14 protein-coding genes and 2 pseudogenes are annotated in these 15,540 nt (G+C 32.4%); 5 read left to right on the forward strand and 11 right to left on the reverse strand.

Annotation, left to right across the window (positions count from 1 at the left end; translation table 11 throughout):
• The first annotated feature begins 77 nt into the window (after nt 1–77).
• From G314FT_RS00525 to G314FT_RS00535, 3 genes are all read left to right on the forward strand, one after another.
• Nucleotides 78–506 carry an HIT family protein gene (locus G314FT_RS00525; protein WP_257701612.1) on the forward strand — a complete coding sequence of 143 codons (429 nt, stop codon included), beginning with the start codon at nt 78–80 and terminating at the stop codon, nt 504–506.
• Nucleotides 503–883, forward strand: coding sequence for a YtxH domain-containing protein (locus tag G314FT_RS00530; protein ID WP_257701613.1), 381 nt, complete (start codon nt 503–505; stop codon nt 881–883). Before G314FT_RS00525 ends, G314FT_RS00530 begins: the two co-directional genes overlap by 4 nt.
• Before the next feature lie 132 nt (nt 884–1,015).
• Nucleotides 1,016–2,038 carry a peptidylprolyl isomerase gene (locus G314FT_RS00535; RefSeq protein WP_257701614.1) on the forward strand — a complete coding sequence of 341 codons (1,023 nt, stop codon included), beginning with the start codon at nt 1,016–1,018 and terminating at the stop codon, nt 2,036–2,038.
• Nucleotides 2,039–2,093: 55 nt separating this feature from the next.
• Here the strand turns inward: G314FT_RS00535 and lplA are convergent, their stop codons facing one another.
• From lplA to G314FT_RS00550, 3 genes are all read right to left on the reverse strand, one after another.
• On the reverse strand, nt 2,094–3,101 hold the full coding sequence (lplA, locus tag G314FT_RS00540) for a lipoate--protein ligase (protein ID WP_257701615.1): 1,008 nt from the start codon (nt 3,099–3,101) through the stop codon (nt 2,094–2,096).
• 12 nt (nt 3,102–3,113) lie between these two features.
• Nucleotides 3,114–3,848 (reverse strand): MBL fold metallo-hydrolase, encoded by a 735-nt coding sequence (locus tag G314FT_RS00545; RefSeq protein WP_257701616.1) that lies wholly within the window; start codon nt 3,846–3,848, stop codon nt 3,114–3,116.
• A 173-nt stretch (nt 3,849–4,021) separates the two neighbouring features.
• Entirely contained in the window at nt 4,022–5,107 is a 1,086-nt protein-coding gene (locus G314FT_RS00550) for a M42 family metallopeptidase (RefSeq protein ID WP_257701617.1), read from the reverse strand.
• Between the two features lie 181 nt (nt 5,108–5,288).
• Here G314FT_RS00550 and G314FT_RS00555 point away from each other — a divergent pair, with 181 nt between their 5' ends.
• The gene (locus G314FT_RS00555; protein ID WP_257701618.1) at nt 5,289–5,429 is read left to right on the forward strand and encodes a hypothetical protein; all 141 of its coding nucleotides are present in this window, start codon (nt 5,289–5,291) and stop codon (nt 5,427–5,429) included.
• Nucleotides 5,430–5,576: 147 nt separating this feature from the next.
• Here the strand turns inward: G314FT_RS00555 and G314FT_RS00560 are convergent, their stop codons facing one another.
• The 8 genes and pseudogenes from G314FT_RS00560 to G314FT_RS00590 form a co-directional block, all read right to left on the reverse strand.
• The gene (locus G314FT_RS00560) at nt 5,577–6,347 is read right to left on the reverse strand and encodes a hypothetical protein (protein ID WP_257701619.1); all 771 of its coding nucleotides are present in this window, start codon (nt 6,345–6,347) and stop codon (nt 5,577–5,579) included.
• Between the two features lie 104 nt (nt 6,348–6,451).
• The gene (gene nrdG / locus G314FT_RS00565; protein WP_257701620.1) at nt 6,452–7,030 is read right to left on the reverse strand and encodes an anaerobic ribonucleoside-triphosphate reductase activating protein; all 579 of its coding nucleotides are present in this window, start codon (nt 7,028–7,030) and stop codon (nt 6,452–6,454) included.
• Nucleotides 7,031–7,074: 44 nt separating this feature from the next.
• On the reverse strand, nt 7,075–9,237 hold the full coding sequence (gene nrdD, locus G314FT_RS00570) for an anaerobic ribonucleoside-triphosphate reductase (RefSeq protein WP_423837537.1): 2,163 nt from the start codon (nt 9,235–9,237) through the stop codon (nt 7,075–7,077).
• 264 nt (nt 9,238–9,501) lie between these two features.
• Nucleotides 9,502–9,816: pseudogene (locus G314FT_RS10530) on the reverse strand (DUF4822 domain-containing protein); the annotation flags it as partial.
• A 60-nt stretch (nt 9,817–9,876) separates the two neighbouring features.
• A pseudogene (locus G314FT_RS00575) lies at nt 9,877–10,255 on the reverse strand (DUF4822 domain-containing protein); the annotation flags it as partial.
• Between the two features lie 302 nt (nt 10,256–10,557).
• On the reverse strand, nt 10,558–12,114 hold the full coding sequence (gene rny, locus G314FT_RS00580) for a ribonuclease Y (protein ID WP_257701623.1): 1,557 nt from the start codon (nt 12,112–12,114) through the stop codon (nt 10,558–10,560).
• 249 nt (nt 12,115–12,363) lie between these two features.
• Nucleotides 12,364–13,422 carry a recombinase RecA gene (gene recA / locus G314FT_RS00585; RefSeq protein ID WP_257701624.1) on the reverse strand — a complete coding sequence of 353 codons (1,059 nt, stop codon included), beginning with the start codon at nt 13,420–13,422 and terminating at the stop codon, nt 12,364–12,366.
• A gap of 96 nt (nt 13,423–13,518) precedes the next feature.
• Complete coding sequence (locus G314FT_RS00590; protein WP_257701625.1) at nt 13,519–14,733, reverse strand: CinA family nicotinamide mononucleotide deamidase-related protein; 1,215 nt, start codon at nt 14,731–14,733, stop codon at nt 13,519–13,521.
• A gap of 143 nt (nt 14,734–14,876) precedes the next feature.
• Between G314FT_RS00590 and sdaAB the strand changes: the two genes are divergently transcribed.
• Nucleotides 14,877–15,536 carry an L-serine ammonia-lyase, iron-sulfur-dependent subunit beta gene (sdaAB, locus tag G314FT_RS00595; protein WP_257701626.1) on the forward strand — a complete coding sequence of 220 codons (660 nt, stop codon included), beginning with the start codon at nt 14,877–14,879 and terminating at the stop codon, nt 15,534–15,536.
• The last annotated feature ends 4 nt before the right edge of the window (nt 15,537–15,540 follow it).

Below are 15,540 nucleotides of genomic sequence, written 5' to 3' on the forward strand. Positions count from 1 at the left end.
CATTGTCCTAACTTTTCATTCAATTATGATAATGTTACACTAGAACAGAAAGCTAATAAACATAGGAGGAACAAAGCATGACTGATTGTATTTTTTGCAAAATAATAGAAAAAGAAATACCTAGTTACCCCGTATATGAAGATGATATGGTATATGCCTTTTTAGACATTACTCAGACCACTAAAGGACACACTTTGGTTATTCCAAAAAAACATGTTACTGACATTTTTGAGTATGATGAAAAATTAGCATCAGATGTTTTTACTAGAATCCCTAAAATTGCACGTGCCATTGAACAAGCCTTCCCTGATATGGTTGGATTAAATATGGTTAACAATAATAAAGAAGCCGCTTATCAAAGTGTCTTTCATTCACATGTCCACCTTATTCCAAGATATGGAAAAGAGGATGATTTTTCAATGACCTTTGCAGATAATGGCTCAAAATACTCAAAAGAAGACATGGTATCAATTGCTCAGTCCATTAACAAGGAGATTAAAAAATGAAAAAGAAAGAGAAAAATAAATCTTTTTCAGGAAAAAAATTTATTAAAGGCTTTTTAGTTGGAGGAGCTATTTGTGGTGGGGCTACTCTTTTACTAGCTCCACGATCTGGAAAAGAAACCCAACAATCAATCACTAATAAAATAGAAGCAGATATCAATTTTCTTCTATCATTAAGTAATCAAATTGATACTACCAAAATACAAGCTAATCGATTAGTAACGTTATCACAAGAATTATTACCTGTCTTTGAAAAAGAAACAACAAAAAGTCTTAAAAAATTTGAATTTAAAGCCAAACCAAGGATTGAACAAATCAAAGAACAATTAGCAAAAATTGAACAAGATATCACTGAATTTAAAGACACTCTTGAGCAATAAAGTATTAAAATATTTATAAATTATTATTAACTTTTTAGATAACTATTTAGTTTCATTCTTTTTATGGTATAATAATAAACATGCTTATGAATAATTCATAATATTTACTGAAAACTAGATTGGAGAATTAACATGAAAAACAAAAAATTAAAATTAGCCGCTGTCGCGCTATTAAGTATGGTTACTTTAGCAGGTTGTTCTGGCGGTAAAGATATCGTTACAATGAAAGGTGGAAAAATTACTGATACTCAATTTTTCGATGAACTGAAGAAAAGTTCTACTTCATCTGAAACATTGGTTAACATGATTATTCAAAAAATCACTTTAGACGATTATGGTAGTAAAGTTGACCAAAAAGAAATTGATAAACAATACTCTGCTTATGAAGAACAAAATGGTGGTAAAAAATCTTTTGAAGCCCTACTTAAACAAAACAACATGACAGCTAAACAATTTAAAGATAATATTAAACAAAGTTTGGCCTTCCAAGAAATGTTAAAATCTCACATCAAAGTAACGGATGCTGACCTGAAAGAAACTTGGAAAACATATCATCCACAAGTAGAAACTCAAATTATGTCATTTGACTCTAAAGAAAATGCTGAAAAAGCATTGAAAAAAGTCAATGATGGTGATGATTTTGCTAAAGTAGCTAAAAGTGATTCTCAAGATACTGTCACTAAAGAAGATGGTGGTAAAGTGAAGTTTGACTCAACTGCTACAACTGATCCTGCTGGTGTAACAGTTCCTACTGAAGTAAAAGAAGCTGCATACAAATTAGAAGACGGTAAGGTATCTGATTTAATTACTGTTCAAAACCAACAAACTGGTACAGATGTTTATTACATTGTAAAAATGGTTAAAAACAAACAAAAAGGTAATGATTACAAACCTTATGAAAAAGAATTAAAAGAAATTTTTGAACAAACTAAAATGTCTGATGCTACTTTCCAACAAGAAGTGATTGGAAAAGAATTAGAAAAAGCAAATGTAAACATTAAAGATGATCAATATAAAAATATATTAACACCATATTTACCACAAAAAGAAACCAAAACAAGTGATAGCAAAACATCAGATTCTAAAACAAGTAAATCTTCAGAAACTAAATCAACTGAATCTAGTAAAGAAGAAACCACTGAATCAACTAAATAATACTAATGATAAAAAACAAAAACGTACATCCCTTAATGGGATGTACGTTTTTTATTTAATACAACAATTCAATTAAATCACTTGCTTCGATATTTCCAAAATATTTTTTAACATCAATTTTATCAACAGCTTTTGATATTGATTCTTTGTCATATTTGATTCCAGTAAGAATATCCTCCACATCAGCAATCTGACCTAATCCAAAGAAATCACCAAAAATACGAATCTCTTTAATTTCACCATCGGATACATTCATTTTTGCTTCAATTGAACCAATTGGGTATCTCTTACGTCGTACAATATCAAATTCAGGTGAACGACCATAGTTCCAATCCCAATTACGATATAATTTATCAGAAATAGCATTGATTTTTTTCCAGTCTTCTTCTGTTAATTTATATTCATTTACATCATTAATATCTGTTGTTTCAAAGATTTTTAATAAAATCTCTTTTCTAAAATCTTTTGTAGACATATATTGATAATCATCAGATAAAAATGGTTTGATATTTGTCACTCGAGATCGGATTGATTTAATTCCTTTTGACTCAATTTTATCTTTTCTCACCTTTAATGCATTAACTACTTCGTTTACATCACTATCAAACATCAACGTACCATGAGCAAACATACGACCATTTGTGGCATACATCGCATTTCCAGAGAATTTTTTATCATCGATAACTAAATCGTTTCGTCCCTTTAACTCTGCTCCTTCTACACCTAGCTCATGAAGGGCATCAATAATCGGTTGAGTCACCTTCGCAAAGTTTCTAAATGATTCTCCATCATCTGGCATAATAAAACTAAAGTTTAAATTTCCTTCATCGTGATAAACTGCTCCCCCACCACTTAATCGACGAACCACATGAATACCATTATCTTCAACATAATCCATATTAATTTCTTCAATCGTATTTTGGTTACGTCCAATGATAATTGATGGCTCATTAATATAAAATAATAAAATTGGCTCATCTACTGGCATTTCCTGTAATAAAAATGTCTCAATAGCTAAGTTAATTCGTGGGTCTGTTATTTCTTCATTTGATACATAAATCATCGATACATCTCCTTATAATGTCTTATTTAAATTAATTTTTGCAAGTTGAATTGGAATATCACCAGCATAATATTGAGTCTGTTTTAAAACCTCATCTAAATCAAGGGATTGATTTAAATGACTAATTATTACTTGTTTAACATTAGCTTGTTTAGCTAATTCGCCAGTTTCTTTGGTTGTTAAGTGTGCTTTATGGTGTTCATTACCTTCTAAAAAATAGGTATCTGTAATTAATAAATCAGCTTCCTGACAAAAATCAGATAATCCTTCCAAATAGCCTGTATCTGCCGTAAACACAAATACTTTGCCTGTGCTTTTTTCGACAATTCTTGTTGCAAAACAAGGAACAGGATGAATCGTGCGTTTAAACGTTATTAGGAATGGACCAAGTTCAAGCTCTTGTGTTTCATGATAGGCAATGCCTTTTGAAATACCTGTCATGGTTAAATCATTAAATTTTTCCATGTTTTCAGTATGACCATATATCGGTAATTCTTCCACAGGTTTTGTTGGTTTTAATTGACGTAAATATTGTAAAACACCTAAATCTGCCATGTGGTCATGATGATAATGAGTCAAAAGAACAGCATCTAACGTCAAAGGATCTAACTTTTCCTCTAACCTAACAAGTGTTGTACTTCCAGCATCTAATAACAATGAAAAATCATTTGATTGAACAAGGTATGATGTTGTACCTTCCCCTTGATAAGGGTAACCTCCCCAATAGCCTAATACAGTGATATCCATAATATGACTTCCTTTCCATACAATATTATCCTACGACTAGTCAATAAAAGATACAAATACTTTGGTAATATTATCAACTAATTCCTAAAATCATTCAATAAAAATTATTTTTTTAAACAATTTTGTTCTTTATAAAAAATAAACAGATACTTTTACGTACCTGTTCATTTCATTTAGTAAGATGTTAATTCTTTTACTTTATCAGCATCTAAACGTTTCACTACTTCTGTCACTAATTTAATAGTGTTTAAATAATCATCTTCATGAATAATAGATGTGTGCGAATGTAAGTAACGAGTTGCCACAGTAATCGCCAGTGATGGCACACCATTACGTGTTAAATGTTGCATTCCAGCATCTGTTCCTCCACCTGTGATAACAGTGTATTGGAATGGAATATCCAGTTCTTCTGCTACATCAATGACAAAATCACGCAATTTTCTGTGTGGAATCATTGACGCATCAAAAATTAAAATTTGTGGTCCTTCACCTAACACAGAATCTGCTTCTTTTGGTGTCATACCTGGTGTGTCTCCTGCAGTACCTGTATCAAGAGCAAATGCAATATCAGGATTAACTAAATGAGTACTTGTTCTGGCACCACGTAATCCAACTTCTTCTTGTACATTACTACCAGCAAATAAAATATTTGGATGACCTTCTTTAGCTAAATTTTCTAATACTTTTAATGACACGGCCGTTCCGATACGATTGTCCCATGCTTTTGCTAATAAATATTTTGAGTCATTTAATCGTTTGTACTCAATGTAAGGAGTAATCATATCTCCTGGTTTGATTCCCCACTCACTTGCTTCTTCTTTACTTGTTGCGCCAATATCTATAAACATATCTGCAATATCGTATGGTTGTTTTCTTGCTTCAGCAGACAAAACATGCGGTGGTTTTGAACCAATTACACCATGAATTTCTTTTCCATTAGATGTTGTGATGGTCACTTGTTGAGCCAACATAACTTGTCCCCACCAACCGCCTAATGTTTGAAATTCGATAAAACCTTTATCAGTGATTTTAGTTACCATAAAACCAACTTCATCCATATGCCCTGAAATTAAGACGCGTGGACCTTCTTTTTCACCAATATGACGCGCGTTAATGCCACCTAACCCATCAAACAATAATTTATCAGCATATGGCTCAGCATATTTTTTAAATAGTTCTGTCACCTGTGTTTCATTGCCAGGTACGCCTTTTGCATCTGTTAATTCTTTTAAAAACAGTTCTTCTTTTTTATCTAACAAACTAGTCACCTCTTTTTAATTTCATTAACTTTAGTATAACATTTTTAACCGAAATATAAAAAGAACGATAACGATTCTTTTAAAAGGTTGATATTTTCCAACCCTATACCTATTTAAAGACTATTGATTTTATTTACTACTAATCATATAACATTAACCCAAGGAGAAGAAACATGAAATCATGTTGATTGAACCAGATAAATCATTAGATTATGTCTTACGTTCACTATTAATCACTAAATCATCTGTTACTCTAAATTATTCCTTATTTGATAATGTCACTGAAGAAAAAACTGATTTCACTGTGATACATGCTTTTTAACCATATAAATGAATTAGTATCGATAAATTAGGAAACAATCTAATATTTGAATAAATTTAATCTTTAGGTGATTATCATTATATTCTAACCAAATTAAAGCAAGGTTATGATATTCCCTCATGCATAAAAAAAGAGGGTTTCCCCCTTTTATGCTATCTTTACTACATTAATCTTATCATCAAAATAGTGTTCATCAAATATAACATCTTGTTTATCAATAGAAGATATGGCACAAATTAGCCCTTGCTTTACAATAACTTCTGTTGTATTTTCTTTATCAGAGAGCCCTCTTGCTAATCCAAATAAAAATCCCTCATGACTTAAGTTCGATACATCTAAATCATTTGTCGATAAACTGAATAGCTCTTCATTGTGAGAAACATAGCCTGTTCCTGACTCACCGTAAATAACAACCATTGGAACATCTTCAAATAAAGGATCAGTTATAATTTCCGAAGGTAACATGTTAGATACCACTGTTTGAGATAATGATAATAAATCTGGTAATTGCGTTTCTTTAAGACAAATAGCATAGGGTTTATCATCACCATTTAGTGCAATCTTTATAGTTTCGATACTTCCATCAAAAATAATTTTTTGATTATTTTGTAGTAGATGAAAGAAAGAGTAATAACTATTTCTTTTATTGACTAATGAGTCTGAGAATAAGATGATAGCATCACTTCCATCAATAACCTCTTGATAATCATAAATATCTCGACTATATAATACATTAGATATACTAGAAAATTCTTGTTGAAATAAATTATTTATGTGTGTTGTCATATTATCAAGTAAAACAAGTGTTTCAACTTCACCAATAATAGGTTTTAAATGAGTCACCACTCTTTGTTCTAAATTTATTTTTGCTTGCATTCTTTTAGAGACTTCTGGGTACAAGTTAACTGTCACAATCATTCGATTCACCTCTAATAATTAATATGTTTATTATCACAAATAATTTTAACTTTTTAGAGATAAAACTATAAAAAAAAGATGAATACTATACATATCCATCCACTTTAAAGAAAATAAGCTTCTTTATCTAAACATTTTTCCCAAATAACAATTTCAGAATCCTGTAATGACTTTGACACATCAATAATCCGTTGATTACTACTTCCACGAAATTGCAAAGTTAAATCCCGTTTTTCCAATTCAAATCGACCATCAACTAATACATCCACATAGTTAAGTAGTTCTAATTTATCATCTGTCTCTTCGAGAAGTTCTTCAAAAGTATATCCTGTCCACGACCAAATATCTTTTGATGTTCCAAATTCATTTCTTACGCGCTTGACTAATGACAAACAAACTTCCGTATTTAAGAAAGGTTCTCCTCCTAATAACGTCAGCCCTTGAACATAGTCATGAGACAAATCTTCTATGATTTTGTCCTCTAATTCTTTTGTATAAGGTGTACCATACTTAAAGTTTTGAATCGCTCTGTTAAAACATCCCTTACATGCAAATAAACACCCACTAACATAAATACTGCATCGAACACCTTCACCATCTACAAACATAAAGGGTTTATAGTCAGCAATGTATCCTTTACTATATTTAGCAGAGTCCCACTCTTTTGGTTTTGGATTTCTCATTTCTATACTCCTTTAAAAAATAAAAAAGAGTGTGACACTCTTTTTTATTTCATATGTTTTACTCGTGATGAAATTTCTTTATGACGACCATGAACCATTGGTCTTGCTTGTGGGTTACCTAAGTAGCCACATGTTCGTTTTACTACATCACATGTTTTTGGGTCATTATTGTGGCATTGTGGACATTCAAAACCACGTTCAGTTGGATTAAAATCCCCCTCAAAACCACATTCATAACAATGGTCAATTGGTGTATTAGTGCCTAAATACCCAACTTTATCATAAGCATAATCCCACACCGCTTCTAATGCTTTTCTATTTTGTTGCAAGACTGGATATTCACAGTAATGAATGAAGCCACCTGAACAATATTTAGGGTAATCTTTTTCAAAATCTAATTTTTCAAATGGCGTAGGATTTTTTCTCACATCATAATGAAAACTATTTGTGTAGTATTCTTTATCTGTAATATTTTCAATCTCACCAAATTTTTCTTTATCTAAACGACAGAAACGATCAGTTAAACTCTCACTAGGTGTTGAATATACGCTAAAGTGATAACCATACTCGTCGCCCCATGCATCAGTATGTTGTTTTAGATATTTCAATATTTCTAAAGTAAATTCTTTGGCTTTAGGATTTTCTTCCCATTCGCCACCAAAGAATGAAGAAGCTACCTCATACAATCCAATATATCCTAGAGAAACGGTTGCTCGTTTATTTCTAAATAATTCATCAACTGACTCATTTTTATTCAATCTATCGCCAAATGCACCATACATATATAAAATAGGCGCATTAGCTGGTGTTGCCTCTTTACATCTTTTCACACGAAAAACCAGGGCATCTTTAGCAATAGATAAACGTTCATCTAACAATGACCAAAATGTTTCTATGTGACCATTAGCTTCCAACGCGATGCGTGGCAAATTTAATGTCACTACGCCTAAATTCATACGTCCAGCATTAACTTCCTTACCTGTCTCGTCTTTCCAACCTTGTAAAAATGATCGACATCCCATTGGAACTTTAAAACTACCAGTTAACTCAACAATTTTATCGTAATTCAATATGTCAGGATACATTCTTTTAGTCGCACACTCTAATGCTAACTCTTTGATATCGTAATTTGGATCACTTGGTTTCAAGTTAACACCATCTTTAATCGTAAAAATTAATTTTGGGAAAATCGCTGTACGATGTTCTCCTCCAAGCCCCTTAATACGATTTAAGAAAATTGCGCGTTGAATTTCTCGCTCAAACCAATCCGTACCAAGACCAAATCCTAATGAAGTGAATGGCGTTTGACCGTTAGAAGTAAACAATGTATTAATTTCATACTCTAAACTTTGCATAGAATCATAAATATCTTTACTTGTTTTTTGTTTCGCATATTCATCGTGTTTAGACTCATCATCTATCCATTGTTTGGCATCCTCTAAATGCTTTTCATAATTTTTCTTCGCAAAAGGAGCTAAAAATTCATCAATTCTATCTGCCGAACATCCACCATACTGACTAGATGCCACGTTTGCGATAATTTGAGAAATTTGTGCTGTCGCTGTTTGAATTGACTTAGGAGGCTCAACTTCAGCATTACCAATTTTAAATCCATTATTTAACATACTCTCAAAATCAATTAAACAACAATTTGTCATAGGTGAATAGGGATGATAATCTAAATCATGATAATGAATTTCACCTTTCTGATGAGCATTTGCCACATGGGGAGGCAACATTTTCAAGCCGATTGATTTTCCAACAATTCCTGCAGTCAAATCTCTTTGGGTATTAAATACATCACTATCTTTATTCGCATTTTCATTTACTAAACGTTGATCCTTATTTAATAATTTCTCAATTGTCACATTAATATCTGTTGATTCTGCCCGTTCAAAATCTCGCTTAGTTCGATAATTTATATATTCTTGAGCTAAAGAATATTCACGATTTTCAAGAAGTATATGTTCAACGATATTTTGAATCTCATAAATCTTCACATCTTTAGAAAAACGAGATGTAATCTCAGAAACAATTTTGAATACTAATTCATCAATTTTTCTAATAGATAAATCATCAATTGGACCATTTATTTTATTTTCTGCTTTCAGTAGTGCCGCTGTTATTTTTGCAATGTCAAAATCAACCGTACGTCCATCTCTTTTAATGACATTAATCGTATCAATTTCTTCTGATATTTTGCTCATTATTTCGTTTAATTCTGCTGTTTCTATCATTATCATCTAACTCCCTTAATATATTCAACTAATATCTTATCCCAATGAGATTCTTTTTTCAACTATATATAGTATATATTTTTATTTTTAAAGATTTGAAAGCACTATATATAGTATAAGAGTCGATATAACAATATCTTTTGTTTGTCAACAATCATTTTGTTTTTTTCTTCACTTAATTATAAAAAATAGAGCAAAGCACTCCTAACTAACAGAGTACTTCGCCCTACCTTATTATCTATCATTTTTTATTCTTTTATAAATAATCATCTCAATAACTATTAAACTTATTGCAATAATAGAAACTATTATCCATAGATTAAGCCCATTATTTGATACTACTAATCCATTATTCAAATGACTTGCTTCTTCACGACTTATCTTAAAAGTATCTTTCCACGTCTCATCGTCATCATTATTAACAGAAACATGTGTCCTTTCTTTATTGCCGTTAATGACATCAAAGTAACCATAATCGCCTCTTGAAGTACCTGTTTCTTTATTGAAAAATTCATAACGTCCTGTTTTATTATCATATCTTGCTAAACCAAGGTATCCTTGATTGTACTCAGATACATCCTTATCGTTACTATCTAGCGCTTTTGTCCCTTACCAAAATGTTGAACTCAATATATTTCGACCTGGCACGTCTTTATCAATTGTCCCTGTTTCAAGGCTTAATTTAAGGAAATCAATTGTAAAGTTTAAATCTTTATCATAAGGAGCATGTTCAACAAATACTGGACCAGTTCCACCATCTTTTTGTGTTCCATTTCTTCTATATGTAAACATATCACTATCTAGCCTAACCATATCAACCACTACGTTATAATTTATTTGTGACATTAAGATACGTTTTTTCCCATCAGGTGTTACAAAAAATACTCCTTTCTCTCCTCTTGTCTCCCCAGTTGTTTTTATCAAAAAATTCGTAACGATTAGTTTGATTGTCATACTTCGCTAAACCAATAAAGTCACTATTTAAATTCGCTACATCGTTTCTATCTTTATCATAAACATACGTTCCTTGCCAATTTGTTCTCCCAAAACTATATTCGGATCAAAATCAGCTGCTGTAACTTTCAATCCCCCTACAATTCCAATTGTAGTAAAAGAAACTGATAACATCACTCTTTTTACATTTTTAACCTTCATTCTGCTATGAACTGATAAACCATAAACGTTGGAGTAATTAAATTATTTTGTATCATATTGACAAAATTCACATGAAATCAAATAAAAGAGCAGATGAATGAACTCATCTGCTCTTTTATTTATTATTAACCAACTTTATTTTGCATAATCTACTGCTCTAACTTCACGAACAACCGTTACTTTAATGTGTCCAGGATATTCAAGCTCGTCTTCTATTCTCTTACGAATGTCATGAACCAATATAACGGCTTCGTCATCTGTCACTTCACTTGGTTTCACTACAACTCGAATTTCTCTACCAGCCTGTATTGCAAAACTTGTGTCAACTCCAGGGAAATCATTAGCAATTCCTTCTAAACGTTCTAAACGTTTAATATAATTTTCTAAAGATTCACTTCTTGCCCCTGGTCGAGCAGCTGATAAAGCATCTGCTGCTGCAACTAAGACAGAGATTACAGAGGTTGCTTCTACATCACCATGATGTGACGCAACAGCATTAATTACTACTGGATTTTCTTTATATTTACTTACTAATTCTGTTCCTATTTCAACATGAGAGCCATCTACTTCATGATCTAAAGCCTTACCGATATCATGTAGTAATCCAGCTCTACGTGCTAACGTTGCATCTTCTCCTAGCTCTTCAGCTAAGACACCTGCTAGTTTTGCTACTTCTATTGAGTGATTTAATACATTTTGACCATAACTTGTTCTAAATCTTAAGCGACCAAGTATTTTAATTAAATCAGGATGTAATGAATGAACTCCCACTTCAAATGCTGCATTTTCACCATATTCACGAATTCGTTCATCCATTTCCTTACGAGATTTTTCCACCATCTCTTCAATTCTTGCAGGATGAATTCGACCATCTTGAATTAATTTTTCCAATGTCATTCGAGCAATTTCTCGTCTAATTGGATCAAATCCAGATAAGACGACTGCTTCTGGTGTATCATCAATAATCAAATCAATACCTGTTAATGTTTCAAGTGTTCGTATATTTCGGCCTTCTCGTCCGATAATTCGACCTTTCATATCATCGTTTGGTAATGTGACAACTGTCACTGTCAATTCAGAGATCTGATCAGCAGCACTTCGCTGAATTGCTAAAGCTAACATATTACGTGCTTTACGATCTACTTCATCTTTTACACGTTGTGCACTTTCTTTAATCAACATCGCCCGATCATGTGACAATTCTGCTTTCATGTCGTTCATGATAATATCTTGCGCTTCATCTTTAGATAGATTAGCAATACGCTCTAATTCTATCTCTTGCTTTTCAATTAAGGTTGATACCTCTTTTTCCCGCTCATCAATCAATTGTTTCCTTGAATCAAGTTTTTCCTCTTTTTCTTCAAGTGAACGTTCGCGTTTTTCTAAAGAGTCATCTTTTCGATCAAGATTATTTTCCCTTTGTAACAGTCTATTTTCTTGATTTTTTAATTCAGCTCTTTCTTCCTTCAGCTCACTTTCGATTTCGAATCGGTATTGTTGATTCAGTTCTTTTGCTTCCAACAAATGCTCTTTTTTTAGAGTCTCAGCCTCTTTCTTGGCTTGTCGAATAATTCCGGTGGCAGTATTATTCGCACCTTCTATAGACCTCTTATGTCGAGTCATGGCAATAAAATAGCCAATTGCTAGACCTACAATTAAACCGATGATAGCAAGGAGTATTGTAGCAGCCATAAAAACACCTCCATACTATCTTTATTATTGTGTTATTCGTAGATGTAAAACATATTACTATGACTTAAATCATATATAAAATATGAGTGTATATATTTAACTATACATTATATATTCTAATCTTTGTTAAAACGAGTGTCAACTTAAAAAAGAGGCTAAACAACAAAGCATAAAAAAATAGACTACTGTCTAAAAAGATATAATAACATAATTCATTATTATTACTTTAAACAGTAGTTTATTATACAATTAATCTTCTGATTCGACAGATATTTCCTCTAATTTTTCATTTTCTTCTTCTACGTCTTCAGGTTCTACACCATCCATATTATAAGCTAAACGCACTTTTTGATAAATCTCTTCCATCATCTCTGAGTGTTCAGCCAAATATTTTTTCGCATTTTCACGGCCTTGACCAATACGTTCATCTTGATAAGAATACCATGCACCACTTTTATTGACGATATCCTTATCAGCAGCCATATCAAGTAATTCACCCTCTTGCGAGATTCCTTCTCCATACATGATATCTACTTCTGCTATTCTAAATGGTGGCGCTACTTTGTTTTTTACTACTTTAATCTTAGTACGATTACCAATAATATCCGTTCCAGATTTTAATTGTTCGGCTCGACGAACTTCAAGACGAACTGTAGCATAAAATTTTAAAGCACGTCCTCCTGGTGTTGTTTCTGGATTTCCAAACATCACACCAACTTTTTCACGAATTTGGTTGATAAAAATAGCAATGGTTTTCGTTTTATTGATTGTCCCGGATAATTTTCTTAACGCTTGTGACATCAAACGAGCTTGCAGACCAACATGTGAATCTCCCATTTCTCCATCAATTTCAGCTCTTGGTACAAGTGCTGCAACAGAATCGACTACAACAATATCAATCGCTCCACTAGAGACTAATGCTTCCGCAATATTTAAACCCTGTTCTCCAGTATCTGGCTGCGATAACAATAACTCATCAATATTGACCCCTAATGCGCTCGCATATTTAGGATCTAATGCATGCTCTGCATCGATAAAGGCAGCCGTTCCACCAGCTTTTTGAACTGAAGCAATAGCGTGTAACGCAACCGTAGTTTTACCGGAACTTTCTGGACCGTATACTTCCACAATTCTTCCTCGTGGGTATCCGCCAACACCTAAGGCAGAATCTAAAGCAAGAGAGCCACTAGATACTGTTGAAATTTGTGTATCCACTTTCTCTCCCAATTTCATCACTGAACCTTTACCAAAATCTTTTTCTATTTTTTTTAACGCAGCATCTAAGGCTGCTTTACGATTATCCGCCATGTATGTACCTCCAGTTATTTTATCTCTTCACTCTTTAATATACTTTTTTTTAATCAAAAAAGCAAGAAAAAAGCGAACAAATATTCGTGTGTTTCATTAACTATTTAATCGTATGAAATTATATCCATGCTTTATAGCACCATCTTTCATATAAGACAAGTGACGTTTAAATATTCTTTTTTTACAGATAATATCTTCTTTATTAGCCAAGAAAAACCAAGTAATCCCTTCAGGTAATTCATCATTTCCATGACTCATATCTCCTAATAACACCATTACATAATCTGTTTGAAACATCTCTAATCCTGATTTTGCTAATTCTTTCCCGAGCACTTCATCGTTACTTGCCTCAATTGTTTGATTAAATATAGAAGATAACATGCTCTTGCTATTGACGTTAATCCCTGCCTTTACAACCGATTCACCACCAGCTACCTCAGTTCCTACAGTAAAGAAACGACCGTCCGTTAATAAATCAATCACTGATAATGTTTTTCTTTGCTTCTTTAGTTGATTAATAGCAACTTCTTGAATGGTTAATTCTTCTCCATAACCATAAAAATAATGCTTTTCAATATCTAATATTTTTTCTTCCATTTCATCTAATAACTCTCTAGCCGTATCTAAATTTGAGCTTTGTGCCGTAAGTCTTAACATCACTTCATTTGACTTGGCATAAGGCGCTACTGTTGGATTAGTTTGCGCATCGATAATGTCTGATAAATCTGTTACTAACTGTGACTCGCCAATATCAATAAAACGTAAATAACGCGATACCAATTCATTATGGTGTGGAGATAGTTTTCTGAGTAGAGGTTTAGCTTCTTGTTCAAACATAGCCGTTAATTCACTTGGTGGCCCTGGTAAAAGTAGATAATTAACACCATTCACTTCAATAAAAGCACCACATGCCAAACCTGTTGGATTTTTTAATGTTATGCCTTTCTTAAAGGTAAGTGCTTGTTGTTTATTATTTTCTGGCATGACTTTATCTGTCGATGAAAACAAATGGTAGATCTTTTCTAGAGATCCTTCATCATATTCTAACGGTTCATTAATAAATTCACTCACTGCTTCTTTTGTTAAATCATCTGTTGTTGGCCCCAGCCCTCCACACAAAATAATTAACTCACTTCTTTTTGAAGCTAAATTCAACGTATCTATTAAACGTTTTTTATTATCTCCAACTGTTGTTTCAAAATAAACTTCATAACCTAAATCAGCTAACTCTTTCGACAGAAAAGCTCCATTTGTATTAACAATTTGTCCCAACAATAATTCTGTTCCTACTACAATCAGTTCTGTTTTCATTCTTATTCCTCCACTCATAAATTAAAATACGCTTTTTCCTATTTTATCACATTATATTTAAATAAAAAAAAGACTAAGTTTACAATAAAATCAACCTTTCATGATAAACTAAAATCAAATAATAATATATATGGAGGTAAATCATGGGGCAATATAATAGCGTTTTCGATATCATTGGACCAGTTATGATAGGACCTAGTAGTTCACATACTGCTGGTGCTGCTAGAATTGGAAAAGTCATCCGACGTATTTTAGGTGAACAGCCACTTTCTGTTGATATCTATTTATATGAGTCTTTTGCAAAAACTTATCGTGGTCATGGAACTGATATCGCGTTAGTTGGTGGGTTACTTGGGATGGATCCAGATGATGACCGTTTAGCTAAATCCTTAGAAATCGCTCATGAAAAAGGAATGGAAGTAGCTTTTATACCTAAAATTGAAAAAGCTGACCATCCTAATCAAGTAAAAATGATATTAAAAACAAAAGATCGTAGCATGACATGTACTGGTATATCTATTGGTGGTGGATCCATTCAAATTTCTGAGCTTAATGGTTTTAAAATTAATTTAGATTTTTCAACACCAACCTACATTACTTTCCATCAGGATAAACCAGGAGTTGTTGCTAACGTAACGCGACTGTTATCTGAAAAAAATATTAACATCAGCACCATGACATTAACAAGAGAAGCCAAAGGAGAAAAAGCTATGATGATTATCGAGGTAGATAATCGTGTGGATGGCTTACTCGATTCTCTGAGACAAATAGAATATATTGATGCGGTTGATTTTTTCAACTAGAAAG

Source organism: Vagococcus luciliae, from assembly GCF_024637875.1.
GTDB lineage: Bacteria > Bacillota > Bacilli > Lactobacillales > Vagococcaceae > Vagococcus > Vagococcus luciliae.